Below are 22,635 nucleotides of genomic sequence, written 5' to 3'. Positions count from 1 at the left end.
CGCGCGCAGTCATGGCCACCTCCCAGAGGCCGATGAGCCGGAGAGCAGTGCTGGCGGGCGGCAGCACCGTGGTCGCCGCCACTGTTGTCGGGGTGGCGTTCGGCCGTCGGGAGCGGCACGCCGCGGGCAACGTCGGCACTGTCGGATCGTTCGACATCGACGCGGCTTCGGAGCTGCTGCCCCCCACCCCGCTGCACCACACCACCGGGCCGCAGTCGATCGCCTTCGACGAGCACGGACGGCTGTTCTCGCTCCAGGTCATGCAAGGCGGGGTCCGGCTGGCCGACGAGCGGCGGACGATGTCCGGGAAGGCACGTCGGCTGGCCGGCGACATGTGTGTCACTGCCCATCGCCACGGCGGCGCGGCACCACAGCACATGTACCTGCGCGGATTCGGGCACGGGATCTCGATGGGCGTGGAGCCGTCCGGCACGGGTCCCCAGCTCTGGGTGGAATCCGACGCCGACGGACGGACCGGGTACGGACGTGCCGTGGCGCGGATCCCCTTCCGCCACGACACGGTGCTGGACAGCTCGTCAGCTGCGGTTCGTCACCACCGGCCGCTGCCTCGCAGCCATCGGATCCACCCGGCCGTCGACGTCGCCGCCAACCGTGTTCTGGTGAGCCATCGGGCGGGCGACGCCCACCGCTATACGGCGTACGCCCTCGACGAATTCCTGTCCGGCTCGTACCGTGCCCTGGCGGATCTCCCGAACCTCGCCCTGCGTGACGGGGAGACGCTCCAGGGCTGCGCCGTGCACAAGGACCTCATCTACCAACTCACGGGGACGCCCTACTCGGAGACGGGCGGAGACAATCCACCGGCAGGCGGAGGGAACACCTTCGTGTCGGCCATCGACATGCGCAGCGGGAAGACCGTGGGGCGACGCAAGGTCTCCGTCGCCCCACGCCTGCCCTTCCGGGAGCCGGAGGGTCTCGCCGTTCGGCCCGGGCCCGACCAGGGGCTGTGCGTGGCGTTCTCGGTGAAGTCCGGGGAGCGACGACGACTCGCGGTCTACGCGTGTCCGTCGTAGCGACGGGCACTCATGTCGGCCCGATGGTCACCGAGCGTGAGAGTCACCCTGTATGCGATCACGAAAAGCAAGCGGTTCATAACTGTTCGGTATCCGGTCGTCAAATGTTCGACTTTTCCCCTCTGAAAGTTCACTAAATCTTTCTCGACTGTCTACAGTTCGGTCTGATGCTTCACGAGCTCCATACGCACCGTCCGCCTCTCGGATAGATTCCGCGGTTCGGCCCCCACTGTGATGACGTGCGGCACTCCCTGCTCCCGCCGGCACCGTCGCCGTGCGTTCGCACGATCACTGAAGGAGGGGCTGTCCCCCGATGGGCAAGCCACAGCGCCAAGCCGCGCTCGGTATTCTGATCACAGCCGCGCTGGTGGGCAGTTTCGTCACCATGATGGTGGCGGTCGTGATGGTTTCCCTTCCTGTCTTCGCCTACGCCGCAGCAGTCAGCTACGGAGCGGACCTCCTCCTTCACACCGCCCAGTCCTCGACGCTGGACCGCCTCAGGGACTCCCGTTTCGGTCTCACCATCCGTTTCCTGATCCGTCAGTTCCTGCTGCTCGCCCTCTGCGGCGTCATGATCGACCTCGACTCGTTCGTCGTGCAGATGACGACGGTCGGACTGCTCCTCCTCTTCGTACTGCAACTCGTCTACGGAGCCCTGCTCAAGCGGGTCCGGTCCGAGCGCGCGGCGCTGCCCTTCACCACGCGTGGACTGGACCTGGAGGCGCTGGGGATCCGTCGCCTGCCGCACCCGTTCCTGATGAACAAGCACGTCCGCAAGATGCTCCACCTGGACGTCCCCCTGGTCGCCGGCGCCATCGGCACCATTGCCACGGACGACTGGCGCTACGTCACGTTCGGGGGGATCGCGGCCGTCTGGCTGTCTGTCGTCGCGGTGCTGGTCCTGCTGCCGGGAGCCAGGAACGCACTGGTCCTGCCCACCCCCGACGATGCCCTGGACGAGCTGAACTGGCAGCTCGCGCAGTACCGGCCCCAGGTCGCGCTCTATTTCACCTTCGCCGCGGTCTCCCGGGACTTCATGTACCAGGTGAACATGTGGCTGGAGTCGCTGGAGGCGATGGATCTGCGCCCGATCATCGTCCTGCGCGAGCGGGCGACGCTGCGCTTCCTGGACGCCACCTCCGTGCCGGTCATCTGCGTCCCGAAGGCCGAGAACCTGGCACGGGTCGAGATGCCGGAGCTCCGCGTCACCCTCTACCCGGGAAACGCGGGCAAGAACGTCCACATGCTGCAGCGCCACGAGGTCAAGCACGTCTTCATCGGCCACGGCGACAGCGACAAGCTGGCCAGCAGCAACCGCGTGAGCAAGGTCTTCGACGAGATCTGGGTCGCCGGCCGCGCCGGCCGCGACCGCTACGAACGCATCAAGCACGCCGTGTCCCCGAACCAGATCGTGGAGGTCGGACGTCCGCAGCTCATGCCGCTGCGCCGGTGGACGGGGTCGGTCAGCAACGAGACGCCCACCGTCATCTACGCCCCCACCTGGGAGGGCTGGACCGACGACGCCTGCTACACCTCGGTCATCCCCGCCGGTGAGCAGCTCATCCGCATGCTGCTCTCGCACGAGCGTCAGCTGAGGGTCATATACAAGCCCCACCCGCTGACGGGTACGCGTTCTCCCGCCGCGGCGGCCGCGCACCGGCGCATCATCGCGCTCCTGCAGGAGGACAACGCCCGCAGGTTCGGCCGGAAGGTCATGGACTCGAAGGCCGCCGCCCGCAGGCTGGCGCGCATCGACAAGCGGCTCGCCGCTCTCCAGGAGCGCGGTGTCCGCTCCAAGTACCCGGACCTGACCGAGGAGGAGCGGACCACCCGGATCCGCAAGTTCCGTGACCAGGCCGGCACGCTCTACTGGGACTCCCTGCCCGTCGACGCCCACCATGTGGTGACGGAGCGGGTGCCCACCCTGTACGACTGCTTCAACCATTCGGACCTGCTCATCGGCGACATGTCGAGCGTGGTCTCGGACTTCGTGGCGACCAGGAAGCCGTACGCGATCTTCAACCTGGAGGGCCTGCCGGACGCGGAGTTCAGGAACGAGCAGCGGACCGCCTACGCCTCGTACCTGCTCGATGCCGAGTGCAACGGCCTGGAAACGGCCCTCACCGCCATGTTCTCCGTGGACCAGGACGTGATGGCCCCCTACCGGGAGCAGCTCAAGGAATACCTGCTGGGCCCGGACAGTCCGCCGTCGACCGTCCGCTTCGCCCACGCCGCGAACGATCTCTACCATCGCGGACTGCGGGACTTCCCGGTCGAGTACGGGGACCAGCACGGCTTCCCCGAACAGCAGCCCCACCAGCCGGCCTGACGTCACCGTCGCCGCGCACGCGAGGCTCTCCGCCCCCGTCCGGGCCTCTCGCTCACCCTCACCGCAAACAGGAAGCAGGAACGTCTTGACCACGCGCGCCACCCGTCGCCGTACCGTCGCAGTTGTTCTCGCCGGTGGTACCGGCCGGCGGATCGGGCTCGCCATCCCGAAGCAGCTCCTGAAGATCGCGGGGAAGTCGATCCTGGAGCACACGCTGCGCGTCTTCGAGAACGCTCCGGACATCGACGACGTGATCGTGCTGATGACACCGAGCCATACGGCCGAGGCGAAGCAGATCGTCACCGGGGCCGGGCTGCGCAAGGTGTCGGCGGTCCTGGCCGGGGGCAGCACCCGCAGCGAGACGACCAACATCGCGATCCGGGCGGTGTCCGGGCGGCTCGGCGCGGGCGAGGACTGCAATCTGCTGTTCCACGACGCCGTACGTCCCCTGCTGTCCCAGCGCGTGGTCAGGGAATGTGTGGTGGCGCTGGACCGCTACCACGCCGTGGACGTGGCCATCCCGTCCGCCGACACCGTGATCGTGACCAGAACGCACGGGGACGCGGGCGAGTTCATCACCGAGGTTCCCGACCGTGCCAGGCTCAGGCGGGGGCAGACCCCGCAGGGATTCCGGCTGTCCACCATCCGCGCGGCGTACGAACGGGCGGCCGCCGACCCGTTCTTCCAGGCGACCGACGACTGCTCGGTCGTCGTGAAGTACCTGCCCGAGGTACCCGTCCACGTGGTGGCGGGCGACGAGTACAACATGAAGGTCACCCAGCCGGTAGACGTCTTCATCGCCGACAAGCTGTTCCAGCTGGCCTCCACGACGGTCCCCGCGCCCGGTGGTGACGACTTCTACCGGGAGCGGCTGGCGGGCAGAACCATGCTCGTGTTCGGTGGCTCGTACGGAATCGGCGGCGACATCGCCAGGCTCGCGGAGAGGTACGGGGCGCGGGTCCACGCCCTCGGACGCTCCACGACCGGCACCCACGTCGAGAACCCCGACCACGTGGACGAGGCCTTCGCCAAGGCGTACGCGGAGACGGGCAGGATCGACTTCGTCGTCAACACAGCGGGCGTTCTCCGGATCGGCCGGCTCGATGAGGCCGACGACTCCACGGTCCGCGAAGCGCTGGAGGTCAACTACCTCGCGCCCGTGAACATCGCCCGCACCGCGTACAAGTACCTCGCGGAGACCAGCGGGCAGTTGCTGCTCTTCACATCCAGCAGCTACACCCGGGGGCGCGCGGAGTACAGCCTGTACTCCTCCACGAAGGCCGCCATGGTGAACCTCACCCAGGCGCTGTCCGACGAGTGGGCCGAGGACGGCATACGGGTCAACTGTGTGAATCCGGAGCGGACCGCGACCCCGATGCGGACCAAGGCGTTCGGGCAGGAGCCGAGCGGTTCGCTGCTCTCCTCGGAAGAGGTCGCGCGCAGCTCTCTGGACGTACTCCTCTCCGGGATGACGGGCCATGTGATCGACGTACGCCGGCAGGATCCGACGGCGGCCTCCGACTCGGCATTCGAGTCAGCGCTCTCGCAGGTCCTGCACCACTCCGAGAATCAGCCCGTCTGAGCCGGGCCCACGGCCACTGATCCAGGAGGACCACGTGAAGATCGCTTTTCTGATGTACAGCGCCTACGGCCAGGCCGGTACGTCCGTCGCCACCCAGACCCTCGCCAACTCCCTCGCCGCCAGGCAGCACGAGGTGGAGTTGGTGAGCGTCTTCCAGTACCACGACGTCCCGCCGCTCCGGTTCGACCCGCGCATCAAGCTGCGCACGCTCGTGGACACCCGCAAGGGCTCCTCGGACCTCGATCATCCGATGCACTCGGTCGCCACGGAGCACTGCCCCGGTGCCGGGTGGAAGCCCGAGGACCCGAACCGCTACAGCAAGCTCATGGACGAACGTGCCGCCGTCTATCTGCAGAGTGCCGATGCCGACGTCATCATCGCGACGGCGCCCAACACCATCGCGCTCCTGACCATCCTGGGGACCGGAAAGTACGTCACCCTGGGCCAGGCGCACACGCACTACCACCACCAGAGCCCGGCTTCGCGGAAGATGCTGGACCTCGCCATCCCGCAGCTGGACGGCTTCGTGACGGTGACCGCGAAGGACGCCCAGACCCACCGGGACGCCTACGGCGCGGTCGGGACCGACTTCCATGCCGTCCCCAACGCGGTCACCAGCACGTTCATGCGGTCCGACGTGCGGGAATCCCGCATCGTCACCTCATCCGGACGCATGGTCGACTGGAAGCGGTTCGACCTCCTCATCAACGCCTTCGCGCAGCTCGGCAGGAAGTATCCCGACTGGACACTGCGCATCTACGGCAGCGGTGTGGAGAAGCCGAAGCTCCGTAAGCTCATCGACGATCTCGGGGCGACCGAGCGCATCCTTCTCATGGGGCACACCAGGCACCTCCGTGAGGAACTCGCCAAGTCGGCACTGCACACGTCGACTTCCACGGACGAGACGTTCGGCCTGACGATCGTGGAAGCAATGACCTGTGGGGTCCCGGTGCTCAGCACCGCCGGCCCGCACGGTCCCTCCGAGATCATCTCCGACGGGGTGGACGGCGCCCTGTCCCCCGTCGGGGACGTCGACGCGTTCGCCAAGAACCTCGACTGGCTCATGGGAGACGCCGACACGCGGGTGCAACTCGGTGCGAACGCGGCTGAGAAGGCCCGTAACTACAGCAACGAGGCCCAGGCGCAGACGTACGAGGCGTACCTCTCCCGCCTGCTCATGGCACGCGACTACCGGCCCGAGGCCCTGTGCCGGGCCACGTCCGCGGGAGACCTCGAATTCGTCGTCGACCCCACCTGTGCGCCCGGCAGCCGCTTCACCGTCCTGTGCGTGAACGCGGCGGACGGACGGCAGGCACTGATGGCGGGGGCCGCGGAACAGACGTCCAACGGCCACTACGTGACGATACCGGGGCATCTCCGGCTGGCCCAGGGCACCTGGAACGTTCTCCTGCGCCGTGAGGACGACGGAGTGATGCGGCGGGTGAAGATCAAGGAGCTCCAGCAGTCGGCGAATTCACTCATCTCCAGCCCTGCGCATGCGAGTCCGGTGCGCTTCCGCTCCTTCACCCGTTCCGAGGACGGCGGGTACCTTCAGATCGTCTCCCGCGAGTTTCCCGCGCACGCGGAGGTCCTCTCCGTCGAGACGGCCGGTTCGCATCTGAACGTGCAGATCTTCGCGCTGGGAGTCGACGCCGCCCAGGGAGGCCCACAGGTGGACGTCGCCGGGGACGGTGCCCACATCATCGCCCAGAGCCGGAAGAACAAGGAGTCGTTCTTCACGATCCCGTGCGCGTTCTCGAACGGGGGTGCGAGTTTCACCATGGACCTCCAGCAGTACGCCGACAGGATGGTCGAGCTCGACACCATCTGGGATCTCTCCCTGAGCATTCCGGGAAACCTGACGGTCACGGGCACGGCGCACCGGTTGCGGATCGGCCGTTTCGGCGACGACATCGTCAAGCGCAAGCCCGTCAACGTCTTCCCGAAGCGGTCCGTCGCCACCCCTCAGGGGCGATCGGTGGCGTTCCACCCGTACTACACGGACAGCAACTACCTGTCGATCGGGCTCAAGCTCGCTTCCTGATCCCACGTCGGCCCACCGTCCGCAGGCGGGATTGCGGGAGGGTCCCGCGCGTCCTCGGTCCCTCCCGCCCCGCGGTCCTCAGACCTGGACGGACGGGTCCAGGGCCAGACCGGACTCGCGGTTCTGCCGCGCGATACGCAGCTCGCCGTCCCTCCCTATGAGCGCGAGCACCACCCGCCCGTAGGCGTCGTGAGCGAGCGCCGGACCACCCGTGCAGTACTCACCGGTGGGTGACCACCACACGCCGCCGCCCTCGTTCTCCGTGCCGCACGCGGTGAGCATCACCTGCCCGTCGGGCGTGCTGTGGGCGAGCACGGTGCAGTCGTAGCCGTCGAGCACGGCCCGCATGGCCGCGACGGGCCCGGTGGACGGGTAGCCACCCAGCGGAATCGCCCAGGTCCCAGGGCGATAGGCGACGACTCCGCCCGTGGACTCGTCCGCCCAGTAGTAGGTGACTCTCTCCTGCGCTGTCTCAAGTGCGACGGCGCTGCCCGGGGTGTGCGCGAAGGGGATGTCCTGGTCCTGCTGATAGGCACCGCCCGACTCGCGCCGGCTCAGCCGCAGGGTCGCCCCTGCGGCCGGAGCGAGGACTTCCACCCGCCCGGACGTGGTGGTCACGACTGCCGTACCGTCCTGGACCCGCCGGACCTTCAGATCCTGCCAGGCCTCCCACTTGCCGCCCGCCTTCTCACAGCGCAGGTGCAGGCCGCCGCTTTCGTTCCGTACGAAGACGTGCACCATCCCCGCCGCGTCCACCCCTGCGGCCGGTACACCGAGAAGCGCGGCCTTCGCCTGTTCGCCGTGCGGATTGCCGAGGGAGCGCCACTGAGTGACGGGGCGGCCGGTCTGGAACTGGGTGGCACTCATCAGATCGACGACCGGCGGGCCGCCGTCGGCGTGTACAGCGCGACGACCCACGAAGTGAACGAAACCGTCAGGGCCCTGAGCCACCACGAGGGAGGTCAGTCCAGCTACGGGCAGGAGTTCCGGCCCGGCCCACTCGGAGCTCCCGGGACGCGACTCCGTCCAGCGGAGCACTCCCTCGTCCCCCAGGGCGTAGGCACTGAGCCTGCCGTCCTTGCCCAGAACGAGCCAGCGGCCGCCGGCCACCTCCCGCACCGCGTGATGCGCGCCGGTGTCGCGGCTCGCGGTCTCCTGGACCGGTGCCTTCCCCTGGTTGGCGCGCCTGGATCTGACCGGCATGACGTGAGGTTGTCCTTCCCGAGCTTCTCGGCCCCGCGCCCGGTCCCGCCTGCGTTCCGGCACGCGGAAAACCGAACACACGACCCATCATAGAAGCCCCGGCCGCCGCCGGCACAGGCGCTCCCGGCCCAGCGCGAAGTGGCGGCCTTATCACGCGAGGCGGAACAAGTCGGGAGGGCGCCCTGAAGGTTGCGTGAAGAAGTACACGAGAATCGAAAATATGTCTATAGTGCACACTCAGCGTCCCCACACGCATGGACCGGCCCCACCCGAGTCCCCGACTCCGTACCCGGTCCGCATGGGCCACAGACCAAGGGACTCGCGCAGGATGAGCCACGACGCCGCACCCCCACGCGCCTCACGACGGGCAGAAGCGCCGAAGCGCGGCCGCAAGAAGGAACACAAGCGCCGCCGCGGCCTCAAGATCACGCTCGGGGTCCTGCTCGTGCTCCTGCTCGCGGGCGGCGGTACGGCGTACTGGATGTACGACGACCTCAACAGCAACATCAAGGGCGTCGACATCAACAAGGCGCTCGGCGAGGACCGTCCGGAGAAGCTCCCCACCACCGGTCAGAACCTGCTCGTCCTCGGCTCCGACTCACGCGCCGGGGCGGAGAACAAGGAGCTCGGGGGTGGCGGCGCCGTCGGCGGTGCGCGGTCCGACACCGCGCTGGTGGTGCACATACCCGAGGGCCGCACCGAGGCCGTCGCCGTGTCCATCCCGCGCGACACCCTCGTGACCCGGCCCGAGTGCGTCAAGGGTGACGGTTCCACGATGGCGTCGGCGGAGCGCGTCATGTTCAACTCCGTCTACTCCCAGGTCGGTCCGGCCTGCGTGGTGAAGACCGTGGAGAAGATGTCCGGGGTCAGGATCGACCACTACCTGGAGATCAACTTCGCCGGGTTCAAGGATCTGGTCGACGCGATAGGCGGCGTCACGGTCAAGGTCGAGGAGCCGATCAAGGACAAGTCCTCCGGGCTGGACCTCACCGCCGGCACGCACAAGCTCAACGGCACCGAGTCGCTCGCCTACGTCCGCACCCGGCACGGCGTCGGGGACGGCAGCGACCTCGGCCGCATCGGGCTCCAGCAGCAGTTCCTGCTCGCCCTGCTGACGGAGATCAAGTCGCAGGACCTGCTGGGCAGTCCGACGAGCACCTACAAGATCGCGAACTCCGCGACCAAGTCGCTCACGACCGACGAGGGTCTCGCCTCGCTGACCTCGCTCGCGGAGTTCGCCCGCTCGATGAACGGCGTCGATCCCTCCACCATGGACACGATCATGCTGCCCGTCGCCTACGACAAGCAGGATCCGAACCGCGTCGTGGCCGCCGAGCCGCAGGCCGGCGACCTGTGGGAAGCGATCCGGAAGGACGGCACGATCCCCGAGTCGGCCAAGAAGTCTCCGGCCACCGGCGGCTGACCTGGCATCCTTCGGGGATGACCGGTGAGAGGACCCTGGTGATCGTCGACAGCGCCAATGTGGTGGGGTCCGTCCCTGACGGGTGGTGGCGCGACCGGCACGGTGCGGCCGAGCGGCTGCGGGACTCACTCGTCCCGTACGCCGCCGAGGGGCTGCCCGGCCACCCCGGTCCCGTCGAGCTCGTGCTCGTCGTGGAGGGCGCCGCGCGGCAGGTCGCGTCCGTGCCGGGCGTACGCGTGGAGGCGGCGTCCGGCAGCGGGGACGATCTGATCGCCGCCCTGGCCGCCGCCGCCCAGGACGTACGGCCCTGCGTCGTGGTCACGGCCGACCGCGGACTGCGGCAGCGGGCCGAGGCGTACGGGGCCCGGTGCGTGGGCCCCCGTACGGTACGGCCGCTGCCGCCGCCCCACGGTGCCTGACATGAGGTCAGGAGGACTTCGACATACGGCTGTTCCTGCGCCCGTACACGAAGTAGATGAGCACGCCGATCGCCATCCAGATGCCGAACCGCAGCCAGGTCTCCGCGGGCAGGTTCAGCATCAGCCAGACCGAGGCCGCCACCGACACGATCGGGAGCAGCGGCACCCACGGGGTCCGGAAGGCGCGGTGGAGATCGGGGCGGGTGCGGCGCAGGACGATGACGCCGAGGGCCACGACCACGAACGCGAAGAGCGTGCCGATGTTCACCAGCGTCGCCAGCTCGTTGATGCTCGTGAAGCCGGCCACGATCGCGATGATCACGCCGAGCAGGATGGTCGGGCGGTACGGGGTGTGGAAGCGCGGGTGCGTCACCGAGAAGAACCTCGGGAGCAGCCCGTCACGGCTCATCGCGAAGAACACCCGGGTCTGGCCGAGCAGCAGGATCATGCAGACCGTGGTGAGTCCGACCGCGGCGCCGAAGCTGATGACGCCCGCGTAGAAGGGGTGTCCGACGGCCTTGAACGCATCGGCGAGCGGAGCGCTGACGGAGAGTTCGGAGTAGTGCTGCATGCCGGTGACCACGATCGACACGGCGACGTAGAGCAGCGTGCAGATGACGAGTGAGGCGAGGATCCCGCGCGGCATGTCCCGCTGCGGGAGCTTGGTCTCCTCGGCCGCCGTCGCCACGACGTCGAAGCCGATGAAGGCGAAGAAGACGATGGACGCGGCGGTGAAGATGCCCATGACGCCGAAGTTGGTGGGCTCGTAGCCGAAGATCAGCTGGACCAGCGGCGCGTCAAGGCCCGAGCCCGAGGTCTGGCCCTCGGCCTCGGGGATGAAGGGCGAGTAGTTGGACGCGTCGATGAAGAACAGCCCGGCGATGATCACGATCAGCACGACCGCGATCTTGATCGCCACCACGACCGTGGTCACCCGGGCGGAGAGCTTCATGCCGAGGACCAGGATGACGGTCAGGATCAGCACCAGGGCGAACGCCAGGATGTCGAAGCCGAAGCCGCTCGCCACGTCCGGGCCGGAGAGCGCCTCCGGCATCGTCCAGCCGATGTTGTCCAGGAGCGAGCGGACGTATCCGGACCAGCCGACCGCCACCACCGCCGTGCCCAGCGCGAATTCCAGCACCAGGTCCCAGCCGATGATCCAGGCGACCAGCTCGCCCAGTGAGGCGTAGGAGAAGGTGTACGCCGATCCGGCCACCGGGACGGTGGAGGCGAATTCGGCGTAGCAGAGGGCGGCCAGCGCGCAGACGATGCCCGCCGCGACGAAGGCCAGCGCCGTGGCCGGGCCCGCCGTCTCCTTGGCGACCTTGCCCGTGAGGACGAAGATCCCGGTGCCGATGATGACACCCACTCCGAAGACCGTGAGGTCCAGTGCGGAGAGGGACTTCTTGAGCGCGTGCTCCGGTTCCTCGGTATCACGGATGGACTGTTCGACCGTCTTGGTCCGGAACAGTCCCTTTCCGCTGGGGGGCGTGTCCTGCTGCGTGCTCACCGGCGTACCTCCACGCACTCGTCGTGCACGCCATGATTCGGAAGGGATCGCCCTCGAATGTGCGGTACGCCCCGATTTCACGCGAATGGGCCGGTCGGACCACCCGAGTGGGGTGGCCGACCGGCCCGGAGCCGTGCGGTGGGCGGGTGTCAGTCGCGTACGGGTTCCACGGCGCGGCTCTCGTAACGGCCGTCGAGCTTGGCGACCAGGCCGGTGACCTGGCGGGCGATGTCCGGTGCCGTCAGCCCGATCTCGGCCATGACCTCGCCGCGCGAGGCGTGGTCGAGGAAGACCGGCGGGATGCCGAAGTCGCGCAGCGGTACGTCGACGTCCGCGTCGCGCAGGGCCTGGGCGATGGCGGAACCGACACCGCCGGCCCTGCTGTTGTCCTCGACGGTGACGACGACCCGGTGCTCCGCGGCGAGCGGGGCGAGCGCCTCGTCGACGGGCTTGACCCAGCGCGGGTCGACCACGGTCGTGGAGATGCCCTGGGCGTCCAGCAGAGCGGCGATCTCCAGGCACATCGGGGCGAGGGCGCCGACGGAGACCAGGAGGACGTCCGGCGTGTCCGTGCCGGCCTTACGGAGGACGTCCATGCCACCGGCCTTGCCCACGGCGTTGACCGCGGGGCCGACCGCGCCCTTGGAGAAGCGGACGACGGTGGGCGCGTCGTCCACGTCGACGGCCTCGCGCAGCTGGGCGCGGACCTGGTCGGCGTCGCGCGGGGCGGCGATGCGCAGGGTCGGCACGCACTGGAGGATCGACATGTCCCACATGCCGTTGTGCGAGGCGCCGTCGGTGCCCGTGACGCCCGCCCGGTCCAGGACGAAGGTCACGCCGCACTTGTGCAGGGCGACATCCATGAGGACCTGGTCGAAGGCGCGGTTCAGGAAGGTCGCGTAGACCGCGAAGACGGGGTGGAGCCCGCCGGTGGCCAGGCCGGCCGCGGAGACCGCGCCGTGCTGCTCGGCGATCCCGACGTCGTAGATCCGGTCCGGGAAGGCCTCCTCGAACTTGCCGAGGCCGACGGGCTGGAGCATGGCCGCCGTGATGGCGACGATGTCCTCGCGCTCGTGGCCCAGCTTGACCATCTCCTCGCCGAAGACCGAGGTCCAGTCGAGGCCGGAGGTCGAGATCGGCAGGCCGGTGTCCGGGTGGATCTTGCCGACCGCGTGGAAGCGGTCCGCCTCGTCCTCCAGGGCCGGGGTGTAGCCGCGGCCCTTCTCGGTGAGGCAATGCACGATGACCGGGCCGCCGAAGCGCTTGGCCCGCTGGAGCGCGGACTCCAGGGCCTCGATGTCGTGGCCGTCGATGGGCCCGACGTACTTCAGGCCGAGGTCCTCGAACATGCCCTGCGGGGCGATGAAGTCCTTGAGACCCTTCTTGGCGCCGTGCAGGGTCTCGTACAGCGGCCTGCCGACGACCGGTGTGCGCTCCAGGAGGTCCTTGCCACGGGCCAGGAACCGCTCGTACCCGTCGGTGGTGCGCAGGGTGGCGAGGTGGTTCGCGAGGCCGCCGATGGTCGGGGCGTACGAGCGCTCGTTGTCGTTGACGACGATGACGAGGGGGCGGTCCTTGGCGGCGGCGATGTTGTTCAGCGCCTCCCAGGCCATACCGCCCGTGAGCGCGCCGTCACCGATGACGGCGACGACGTGGTCGTCCTTGCCCAGGACCTCGTTGGCCTTGGCGAGGCCGTCGGCCCAGCCGAGGACCGTCGAGGCGTGCGAGTTCTCGATGACGTCGTGCTCGGACTCGGCACGGGACGGGTATCCCGAGAGGCCGCCCTTGCTCTTGAGCTTCGAGAAGTCCTGCCGGCCGGTGAGCAGCTTGTGTACGTAGCTCTGGTGGCCGGTGTCGAAGAGGACCTTGTCCTGCGGGGACTCGAAGACCCGGTGCAGGGCGATGGTCAGCTCGACCACGCCCAGGTTCGGGCCGAGGTGGCCACCGGTCTTGGACACCGCCTCGACGAGGAAGGTACGGATCTCCCCGGCGAGCTGGTCGAGCTGCTCGAGGCCGAGCCGGTCCAGGTCGCGCGGTCCCCTGATGCGGGTCAGCAGGTCCACCCGTGCCTCCTTGCGTGTGAGCTGATCGAGCTTGCCGATCCGATGAGTCTAATGTTCCGCCGGCGGCCCCGGTCATCGGGCGGCGCATTCCGTCGCGCCGCGCCGGGTCGCGCCGGACGCGCGGGTGCCCGGCATCACGGACGATGCCGGGCACATGTGCGCAGGTGCGACGGTCAGGAGCCTCAGGCGCGGCCTGCGGTCTTCTGCGTCTTGCGGGTGATGGAGTCGATGACGACCGTGGCGAGAAGCACAGCGCCGGTCACCATGTACTGGACCGGGGTCTTGATGCCTTCCAGCGACAGGCCGTACTGGATCGAGACGATCACCATCACGCCGAGCAGGGCGTTCCAGGTGCGGCCCCGGCCTCCGAAGAGGCTGGTGCCGCCGATGACGGCCGCGGCGATGACGTTCATCAGGAGGTCGCCGGTGCCGGAGCCCTGGTTGACGGCCGCGATCTTGGAGGCCCAGAAGAGGCCGCCGATGGCCGCGAAGGTGCCGGCGATGGCGAAGACCGAGACACGGATCGCGGTGACGTTGATACCGGCGCGGCGGGACGCCTCGACGCTGCCGCCGAGGGCGAAGATCTTCCGCCCGTAGGTCGTACGGCGCAGCATGAAGTCCGTGCCGACGAGGACGATGAGGAAGAGGACCAGGGCCAGCGGGAGACCGCGGTACTGGTTGAACATGTACGCCGCGGCGAAGGCGAACACCGCGAGGACGGCGGTGCGCACCACGATGTCGGTGAGCGGCCGGGAGGGGACGCCCGCGGCCTCACGGCGACGGCTGTCCAGGAACGCCGAGAGGAAGAAGGCGATCACCGCGAGAGCGGCCAGACCGTAGGCGGCGGCGACGTCCGTGAAGTAGTACGTGGTCAGCTTGCCGACCACACCGTCGCTGTCGAGGTTGATCGTGCCCGTGTCACCGAGCAGCTGGAGCATGAGCCCCAGCCAGAACAGCAGGCCGGCGAGGGTGACGGCGAAGGCGGGGGCGCCTATCCGGGCGAAGAAGAAGCCGTGGATGGCACCGATGACCGCGCCGCTGACGATCGCGACGACGAGGGCGAGCCACTCGTTCATGCCGTTGGTCACGCTGAGCACGGCCACGACGGCGCCTGAGACACCACTGACCGAACCGACCGACAGGTCGATCTCGCCGAGCAGCAGCACGAAGATGATGCCGACGGCCATCATGCCGGTGGCCACCATCGCCACGGCGATGTCGCTGATGTTCTTCGCGGAGAGGAACTCGGAGTTCAGGCTCTGGAAGACCACGCAGATGATGATCAGGCCGATGACTACCGGGATCGACCCGAGGTCGCCACCGCGCATCTTGCGCTTGAACTCGATGAGGTATCCGCCGAAGCCCTGCTCGCGCACGAGCAGCCGGGGGTCGACCGCGGTGTCCGCGCCCTTGGCGGCCTCCGGGTTGACCACAGCCGTGGACGTCTTGTCGGTCGTCACTTCTTGACCTCCGCGTTACGAGCCGCACGACGGGTCACGGCGTTCTCCGTGGCGCCCGTGATGGCGGAGATGATCTCTTCCTGCGAGGTGGTCTTCACATCGAAGACCCCGTTGTTCCGGCCCAGCCGGAGCACGGCGACCTTGTCGGCCACGGCCTTCACATCGGCCATGTTGTGGCTGATGAGGATGACCGCGTGACCGCGCTCGCGCAGGCGCTCGACCAGGTCGAGGACCTGCGCGGTCTGCTCGACGCCGAGGGCGGCGGTCGGCTCGTCGAGGATGACGAGCTTGGGCTCACCCAGCATGGAACGGGCGATGGCGACGGTCTGGCGCTGTCCGCCGGAGAGCGAGGCGATCGGGATGCGGACGCTGGGGATGCGGATCGACAGCGTGGACAGGAGCTCGCGGGAGCGGCGCTCCATCTCGACCTCGTCGAGGATTCCGTACTTACGGATCTCCCGGCCGAGGTAGAGGTTGCCGACGACGTCGATGTTGTCGCAGAGCGCGAGGTCCTGGTAGACGGTCGCGATGCCCAGGCTCTGGGCGTCGTTCGGCTTGTTGATCTGGACCGGCCGGCCGTCCCACTCGATGACTCCGTCATCGATCGGGTGAACCCCGGCGATCGTCTTGACCAGCGTTGATTTACCGGCGCCGTTGTCGCCCACCAGGGCGACCACTTCACCGGCGTGGACCTCAAGCTCTACATCGGTGAGCGCCTGGACGGCACCGAATCGCTTGGAGACCCCTCGCAACGCCAACACGGGCGTAGCGGACACGTGAACCATCTCCTTCGCCGCCTGACCCGGCGGGGATGCCGCGCCTGGGGGAAGGCGCGGTGGTCGAGCAGAAGAGTAGAAAACCGTTGAAGCGTTCCGTCCGGCGCCCCGCCCGGTAGCGGGACAGTTGGTGGGCGGGGCACCGGACAGGCTTCGGGCCCGCGCTGTACCGGCCGGGGCCGGTCGCGCGGTGGCAGTTAGTTCTTCAGGCCGATCGAGTCGCAGGCGGCCTTGTACTTGGCCGTGCAGATCTCGTCGATCGTCCAGATGCCATCCTTGATGATGGTTTCCTTGATGTTGTCCTTGGTCAGCGAGACGACCGGGACGAGGACGCTCGGAACGCCCTTCGTGCTGGCGTTGTCGACCTTGGACGTGGCGATCGAGTCGAGCTTCTCGCCCTTGGCGAGCGCCACGGCCATCTCCGCGGCGATGATGCCCTCCTGCGGGTACGACTTGTAGACGCTCATGAACTGCTCACCGGCGACGATGTGCTGCACACCCGCGAGCTCGGCGTCCTGGCCGGTGATCGGCGGGAGCTCGGTGACGCCGGCGGACTTGAGCGCCTGGATGATGCCACCCGCCAGACCGTCGTTGGCGGAGTAGACGCCGTCGATCTTGTCCTTGCCGAGGGAGGTGATCGCACCCTCCATGTTGGCGTTGGCGTTCTCGGCCTTCCACTCCTTGGTGTCGTACTCCTTGCCGTACGTCACCTTGCCGTCGAGCACCGACTTGGCGCCCTTCTTGAAGAGCGCGGCGTTCGGGTCGGTGATCGCGCCGTGCATCATCACGACGTTGGGCTTGGTCTTGCCCTTCAGGGCCTCCAGCAGGGCGGTGCCCTGCACGCGGCCGACCTCTTCGTTGTCGAAGGAGGTGTAGGCGTCGATCGGGCCCTCGGCGAGACGGTCGAAGGCGACGACGGGGATGCCCTCGTCCTTGGCCTTCTTGACGCTGTTCTCGATGGCCTTGGAGTCGACGGCGTCGATGATCAACGCGTCGACCTTGTTGGTGATCATGGTGTCGACCTGCTGCGCCTGCAGCGTGGCGTCCTGGCGGGCGTTGGAGTACACGACCTCCGCCTTGCCACCGGTCAGCTCGCTGACCTTCTTCTCGATGATCGGCTTGTCGAACTTCTCGTAGCGGGCCGTGGCGTTCTCGGGAAGGAGCAGACCGATCTTGAGGTCGTCGCCCTTCTTCGCGGATTCCGAGCTGGTCTTGTCGCCGGACTCCTTGGCGCTCCCGCACGCGGCGAGAGAGACGGCCATGGTGGTGGCGGCAACGGCAACGGCGGCACGACGCATACGCGTGTTCATTTCGAACCTCCCTGACGAGGCCGCGACGTTGCGGCCGAGGTGGCTGGAAGTCAACTCGGCCGCGACGTCAGCGTCAAGGAGTAAATACTTAACGAGATGACAACGGTGCCATTCGTTATCTAAGTGAAGGCAGGAGTCGCCGCGGGGAGGGTGCTCTCCAAAAGGGTCGAATCCCCCATCTCGCTGAGCACGAGGGCCAGCGCGCCCAGCACCTCGGCCCGCCCGCCGAGGGCCCCGGGGAGCACGGACAGCTGCCGCGCGGCACTGGGGATGGCGTAGCGCGAGACGGAGTCGCGGATGGGCGCCAGCACCAACTCCCCCGCCTCCGCGAGGGATCCGCCGAGCACCACCCGGCTGGGATTGAGCAGGTTGCACAGGTTCGCCACTCCGCTGCCGATGTGCCGGCCGACGTCCCCGATGACCCGGCGGCAGCCCGGATCGCCCTCGCGGGCGAGCTGGACCATCCGCTCCATGGTGAGGTCGGACCCGTGGCTGGGCTTGAGCAGCGGCAGGACGTACCGGGCGGCGGTGAAGGTCTCCAGGCAGCCGCGGTTGCCGCAGCGGCAGACGGGACCCGACTCGTCGAGGGTGATGTGGCCGATCTCGCCGGCCGTGCCTCCGGGGCCCCGGTAGATGGTCCCGTCGATCACCAGACCGGCACCGACGCCGCTGGCGACCTTGATGTACGCGAGGTCCTTGACGCCCCTGCCGCTGCCCCAGACGAGCTCGCCGAGTGCCCCCAGGTTGGCATCGTTGTCCACGTACACGGGGACACCGAGACGCCCGGCGAGCTCCTGGCTGGGGTTGATGCCCGTCCAGCCCGGCAGGATGGAGGTGGAGCCCAGCGTGCCGGATTCGACGTCGATCGGGCCCGGCACACCCAGACCCACGCCGATCACCTTCCCGGGACTGATCCCTGTGGTCTCGACGAGGCGGTTGACCAGCTGTTCCGCCCGGCCGAAGCCCTGCGCCGACGAGGCGTCCACATCGAGCGGCTCGGACTCCTCGGCGAGCACCTGGTGGGCCAGGTTGCCGATGGCCACCCGGAGGTGGGTATGCCCGAAATCCACCCCTATGACAATCCCTGCGTCTCCGCTGAGGGAGACGCTCCTGGCACGGCGCCCGCCCGCCGAGGTGGGGGTCACCTCGACCGTGCCGCCGTCCTTGAGCTCACGGACGATGTTGGAGACGGTGGCTGCGGAGAGGCCGGTGCTCCTGGCGATCTCGGCCTGGGTCAGGGACCCTGCCATCCTTACGGCACGTACGACCCGCTCAAGGTTGGCCCGATGCAGAGATGTCTGCGACCCCGGAGTCTCCATCGACTCACTCACTCCTGCCGTTTTCTCTAACATGTGAACCCTAAGCTGAGCGTTTTGGGGTGCCCCCCGTCAAGACCTTGAGCAGTCGCAGCCTCCGATGAGCATGGGGCCTCCACATCCCGACAGGCGCGAAAGCATCGGAAAGGGCATGAAAACCACCCCCCGGCCGAGGGCCGAAGGGTGGTTCCCCGCTCGGGAAGCCTGTTCGTTTCCGGTGACTCCTGTTACCCGAGTGACGACAAGACCTGACAGCTGAACGCGCGTACCGCTACTTGAGCGCCCCCGCCGTCAGCCCCGCGACGACCTGGCGCTGGAAGACGATGTACGCGGCGAGGACCGGCAGCATCGCCATGACCAGGCCGGCGAAGAGACCCGACCAGTCCCCCTTGTACCCCTGGCTGGTGGCCAGTTCGACCAGGCCCTGGGAGAGCACCTTGCCGTCCGGGTCGGTGTTCAGCACCGTCGGCAGCATGTACTGGTTCCACTGTCCGAGGAAGTTGAAGATACCGACGCTGATCAGACCGGGCTTCGCCATCGGCAGCATCACCTGGAAGAACGTCCGGGTGTGCGACGCCCCGTCGAGCATGGCCGCTTCCGCGATCGAGGTCGGCAGGGTCCGGAAGAACGAGGTGAGGAAGAAGACGGTGAACGGCAGCGAGTACGCGATGTAGACCAGGATCAGCCCGTGCACCGAGTTCAGCAGGCCCATGTTGTTCATGACGAAGAACAGCGGGACCAGCGCCAGGATGATCGGGAAGCTCATCCCCCCGATGAAGAGGAAGTAGATGAAACGGTTCCCCGGAAAGTCGAACCGCGCCAGCACGTAGGCCGCCATCGAGCCCAGCAGCAGGGTGCCGATCAGCGAACCGCCCACCACCATGATGGTGTTGAGGAAGTAGTCGCTCATGTGGGCCTGGTTCCAGGCCCGTGACCAGTTCTCGAAGTGGAGCTTGTCCGGCAGTTCCCAGGGCCTCGACAGGATCGAGTCGTCCGTCTTGAACGACGACATCACCGCCCAGAGCAGCGGCATGACGACGAGTACCGCCCAGATGACCAGTACACCGTGCGAGAAGACGTTGAGGACCTTGCCCTCGCTGCTCTTCGCCGGCTCGCCCGCCGGGATGCCGGTCTTCGTCACCGGCGAGCGCGGGGCCGGGACGGCGGGAGGAATCTCAGTGACCTTCATGTGTGCTCACCTCGTACAACTGTCGAGCCGGCCACCGGGACCGAACTGTTCTGCGCGCCGCCGGTCACCCGATAGCCGTACCCCGCAACGAACCGCATCAGAACTCCAGCCGTTCGCGCCGGCCCAGTTTCATCACGATGGCCGCGAAGAGCATGGTGACGATGAGCAGGCCGACACCGATCGTCGTGGCGTAGCCGGCCTGGGCGTCCCGGAAGGCCGTCTGGTAGACGTACAGCGGCAGGACGGTGGTGGAGTAGTCGGGACCGCCGGGGCCGACCGTCATGACCTGTACGGCGGTGAAGGCCTCCACCCCGAGCGCCAGGATGCCCATGTAGACCCATCCGGACTGCACGGTGTCCCAGAGCAGCGGCAGAGTGATCTTGAAGAACGTCGTGATGCGGTCGGCGCCGTCGAGAAGCGCGGCCTCGTAGAAGTCCTTCGGGATGGACGCCATTCCCGCGGAGAAGAGGACGACGAAGAAGCCGACCGTCGACCAGATCAGCACGACCATGACGCAGTACAGCGCCAGGTCGGGGTCGCCGAGCCAGTCCGGCTGGAGGCTCTTGAGGCCCACCGCCTTGAGTGTCGCGTTCAGCATTCCCGAGGTCGGGTTGAAGGCGAACTGGAAGAGCAGGGCCACGATCACGATCGACAGGACCTGGGGGAAGAAATAGGCGACCTTGTAGAAAGCGGAGCCCCGCACGCCGGCGACCGCGGCGTTCTTACGCCGCCGGCCGCCGACGTTGAGCATGAAGGCGAAGAAGAGCGCGAGGCCCAGCGTCACCAGCGGCAGCAGCAGCGCCAGCAGCACACTGTGCTGCAGCGACTTCCAGAAGATGTCGTCGTCGAGCATCCGGCTGTAGTTGTCGAAGCCGACCATCTTGAAGTCGGAGCTCAGTCCGGTCCAGTCCGTGAACGAGTAGTAGATGGACTGGGCGAAGGGCCAGATGACGAAGATGGCGTACAACGCCAGTGGGGCTGCCAGGAACCCCACGATGAACCGGTACTTGCCGTGCTGCATCGTTTACCGACCCCGATTTCCGAGCGGGTGCCGCCGCTGGTGACGGTTGCTCACTGGTGCTTGTAGTGCTTGATGGAATCGTCCTTGGCCGCCGCGTCCGCGAAGGCCTGGATCTTCTTGATGGTCTCCGCCGGGGTCGCGCGGCCGGCCATCATCTCGCCGATGCCGGCGATACCGATCTGCTCCTTCTGCAGCTTGGCGTACCAGCCCTCGAGACGCGGGTTCATCACGTTCTCGCCGGCCTTCGTCAGGGCGTCGGCGGCCGATTGCAGCGCCGTGGTGAGGGTGAGGCCGTCCGTGCCGCCGTTGAGAGCGGTCAGCGACTTGACCTTCTGGGTGAAGTTCTTGGAGGACTCCTCGCTGAGCATGATGCGCAGCTGCTCCATGCCGCCCTCGGGGTTCTTCGACTTCGCCGGCACGATGAACGGCTCACCGCCCGACGCCCAGAGGGTGCCGAAGGGCAGCTTGTCGGAGGAGTCCAGGCTGGACGGCGCCCCGACCATCATCTTGAAGTCCTCGGGCGTGGTGGGCGCGGCCTCGTTCTCCACCCACGAACCGTTCGGGATGAAGAGCGCCTTGCCCTTGGTCCACTCGGTCTGCGACTGGATGTGCGTCAGACCGGGCGTGCCCTTGAGGATGTAGCCCTTCTGGAAGAGCTCGTAGTACGCCTCGAAGGCGGCCTTGACGGCCGGGTCCTTCCAGGCATTGGGCTCCAGGTTGTCGATCTTGTCGAGGACCTCTCGGCCGCCGATCTTGCCGATGAAGGGGTAGAGCGAGAACGGCAGGTAGTACGGGTACTTGCCCGGGTACGTCCAGCCGGCGATGCCCTTCTTCTTCGCCTTCGCACAGAGCGCGAGCATCTCGTCCCAGGTCTCCGGGTACGCCGAGTCGAGCTTCTCGAGGTTGGTCTGGGAGTACCAGACGCCGTAGACCGTGTACGCGTAGTACATGACCCAGACCGGGTCGCCGTCGAACTGGCCCATCTCCAGGACACCGGGGCGCAGCGTGTCGCGGACCTTTTTCGCCGGGTCGTCGTAGGACGGCGCGTCCATCAGGGGCGTCAGGTCGGCCAGCTGCTTCTTGCCGACCAGGACACCCATGTCCATCTGCTCGGCACCCGAGTTGTCGATCAGGTCCGGCGGGGTGCCGCCGTTGAAGCGCGGCTGCAGGATCGACTGGATCTTCTCGGTCGCCGAGTGCTTGACCTTGGGTGCCTTGGGAAAGGCCTCGTTGTACTTCTTCTCGGCGTCGATGGCGTACTGCTCGCCGAAGCCACCGTTGAAGATGACGACCTCGAGGGCTGCGGTCTCGTTGACACCGAGCGGGTTCTTGGCGCTCTTGGTGCCCTTCTCGACCTTCTCGTCACTTCCGCCGTCGCTGCTCGCGCACGCCGACAGGAAGCTCATCGTCGGAACAGCGATCAGGCCGAGTGCGGCAGAACGCTTGATCACATCGCGACGGCCAAGGCCCTCATTCGTGCGGCCGGAGGTGGATCCCATGCTCAAGTCCTCGCCTTCTCCAGGACTCAGGCGGTGTACCGGTCACCCGTAGAGAATTCGCCTCAGGCGAAGGGCCCCGCCACCGCGGTCAGTTGCGCTTGGGTCGTGCAGATTGCCGGATTACCAGGTGCAGTGGGGGAGTTTCGGGGGAACGTACGGCGGAACGCCTCGCGGCGCCCACAGCTGTTCCACCCTCCCCCGTGCCCGCGTGCCGTTGTGAAGCGGCTGTGCAGACGCCGACAGGTATAGTCCACTTGCCGCCAACTGAGCAAGATCGAATGCATGGTTGAGCGGCAGTCTTTCCCGAGTTGAGACCTCACGGACACCTCGGCACCGCGTGCCTTCGCGCGGAATCGCCGTTTTCCGCAATACGGTCGAATCACCGGCGTCGACCCCGTGCAACACCCTTGACACATCCCGCCACTTGGCTCCCTACTGGAACCCGCATCCTGCAATG

General features: G+C 67.6%; 16 protein-coding genes. 6 read left to right on the top strand and 10 right to left on the bottom strand.

Translation table 11 applies throughout. The features are described 5' to 3' along the window. Positions 1–32 precede the first annotated feature (32 nt). From ACZ32T_RS10840 to ACZ32T_RS10825, 4 genes are all read left to right on the top strand, one after another. On the top strand, positions 33–1,034 hold the full coding sequence (locus tag ACZ32T_RS10840) for a signaling protein (protein ID WP_467366354.1): 1,002 nt from the start codon (positions 33–35) through the stop codon (positions 1,032–1,034). Positions 1,035–1,347: 313 nt separating this feature from the next. Further along, the gene (locus ACZ32T_RS10835) at positions 1,348–3,363 is read left to right on the top strand and encodes a hypothetical protein (protein ID WP_467263683.1); all 2,016 of its coding nucleotides are present in this window, start codon (positions 1,348–1,350) and stop codon (positions 3,361–3,363) included. An 85-nt stretch (positions 3,364–3,448) separates the two neighbouring features. After that, positions 3,449–4,945, top strand: coding sequence for an SDR family NAD(P)-dependent oxidoreductase (locus tag ACZ32T_RS10830; protein WP_467263681.1), 1,497 nt, complete (start codon positions 3,449–3,451; stop codon positions 4,943–4,945). Positions 4,946–4,979: 34 nt separating this feature from the next. Further along, positions 4,980–6,989, top strand: a complete 2,010-nt coding sequence (locus ACZ32T_RS10825) for a glycosyltransferase (RefSeq protein ID WP_467366352.1) — start codon at positions 4,980–4,982, stop codon at positions 6,987–6,989. A 78-nt stretch (positions 6,990–7,067) separates the two neighbouring features. On the opposite strand, the gene ACZ32T_RS10820 is transcribed toward ACZ32T_RS10825, so the two are convergent. Continuing rightward, a complete protein-coding gene (locus ACZ32T_RS10820; protein ID WP_467263677.1) occupies positions 7,068–8,192 on the bottom strand; it encodes a PLL family lectin in 1,125 nt (374 codons plus the stop codon). 328 nt (positions 8,193–8,520) lie between these two features. Between ACZ32T_RS10820 and ACZ32T_RS10815 the strand changes: the two genes are divergently transcribed. Both ACZ32T_RS10815 and ACZ32T_RS10810 read left to right on the top strand, forming a co-directional pair. Then, positions 8,521–9,615 (top strand): LCP family protein, encoded by a 1,095-nt coding sequence (locus ACZ32T_RS10815; protein WP_467263675.1) that lies wholly within the window; start codon positions 8,521–8,523, stop codon positions 9,613–9,615. A gap of 17 nt (positions 9,616–9,632) precedes the next feature. Next, positions 9,633–10,034 carry a PIN domain-containing protein gene (locus tag ACZ32T_RS10810; RefSeq protein ID WP_467366350.1) on the top strand — a complete coding sequence of 134 codons (402 nt, stop codon included), beginning with the start codon at positions 9,633–9,635 and terminating at the stop codon, positions 10,032–10,034. Positions 10,035–10,041: 7 nt separating this feature from the next. Here the strand turns inward: ACZ32T_RS10810 and ACZ32T_RS10805 are convergent, their stop codons facing one another. The 9 genes from ACZ32T_RS10805 to ngcE form a co-directional block, all read right to left on the bottom strand. After that, positions 10,042–11,544 (bottom strand): amino acid permease, encoded by a 1,503-nt coding sequence (locus tag ACZ32T_RS10805; protein ID WP_467263671.1) that lies wholly within the window; start codon positions 11,542–11,544, stop codon positions 10,042–10,044. A 149-nt stretch (positions 11,545–11,693) separates the two neighbouring features. Next, a complete protein-coding gene (dxs, locus tag ACZ32T_RS10800) occupies positions 11,694–13,607 on the bottom strand; it encodes a 1-deoxy-D-xylulose-5-phosphate synthase (protein WP_467263669.1) in 1,914 nt (637 codons plus the stop codon). A 182-nt stretch (positions 13,608–13,789) separates the two neighbouring features. Next, positions 13,790–15,067 carry a sugar ABC transporter permease gene (locus ACZ32T_RS10795; RefSeq protein ID WP_467366348.1) on the bottom strand — a complete coding sequence of 426 codons (1,278 nt, stop codon included), beginning with the start codon at positions 15,065–15,067 and terminating at the stop codon, positions 13,790–13,792. After that, positions 15,064–15,852 (bottom strand): ATP-binding cassette domain-containing protein, encoded by a 789-nt coding sequence (locus ACZ32T_RS10790; protein WP_362939014.1) that lies wholly within the window; start codon positions 15,850–15,852, stop codon positions 15,064–15,066. Before ACZ32T_RS10790 ends, ACZ32T_RS10795 begins: the two co-directional genes overlap by 4 nt. Positions 15,853–16,040: 188 nt before the next feature. Beyond that, on the bottom strand, positions 16,041–17,153 hold the full coding sequence (locus tag ACZ32T_RS10785) for a substrate-binding domain-containing protein (RefSeq protein ID WP_467263665.1): 1,113 nt from the start codon (positions 17,151–17,153) through the stop codon (positions 16,041–16,043). Between the two features lie 119 nt (positions 17,154–17,272). Next, positions 17,273–18,472: an ROK family transcriptional regulator gene (locus ACZ32T_RS10780; RefSeq protein WP_467263663.1), complete on the bottom strand. Its 1,200-nt coding sequence runs from the start codon at positions 18,470–18,472 to the stop codon at positions 17,273–17,275. Between the two features lie 268 nt (positions 18,473–18,740). After that, a complete protein-coding gene (locus ACZ32T_RS10775) occupies positions 18,741–19,658 on the bottom strand; it encodes a carbohydrate ABC transporter permease (protein ID WP_467366345.1) in 918 nt (305 codons plus the stop codon). Positions 19,659–19,755: 97 nt separating this feature from the next. Beyond that, complete coding sequence (locus ACZ32T_RS10770) at positions 19,756–20,679, bottom strand: carbohydrate ABC transporter permease (RefSeq protein ID WP_467263659.1); 924 nt, start codon at positions 20,677–20,679, stop codon at positions 19,756–19,758. A 50-nt stretch (positions 20,680–20,729) separates the two neighbouring features. Continuing rightward, positions 20,730–22,178 (bottom strand): N-acetylglucosamine/diacetylchitobiose ABC transporter substrate-binding protein, encoded by a 1,449-nt coding sequence (gene ngcE, locus ACZ32T_RS10765; protein WP_467366343.1) that lies wholly within the window; start codon positions 22,176–22,178, stop codon positions 20,730–20,732. Positions 22,179–22,635 lie beyond the last annotated feature (457 nt).

The sequence above is a fragment of the Streptomyces sp. NPDC023573 genome (assembly GCF_055559735.1).
This window is presented reverse-complemented; position numbering and strand designations above follow the sequence as displayed.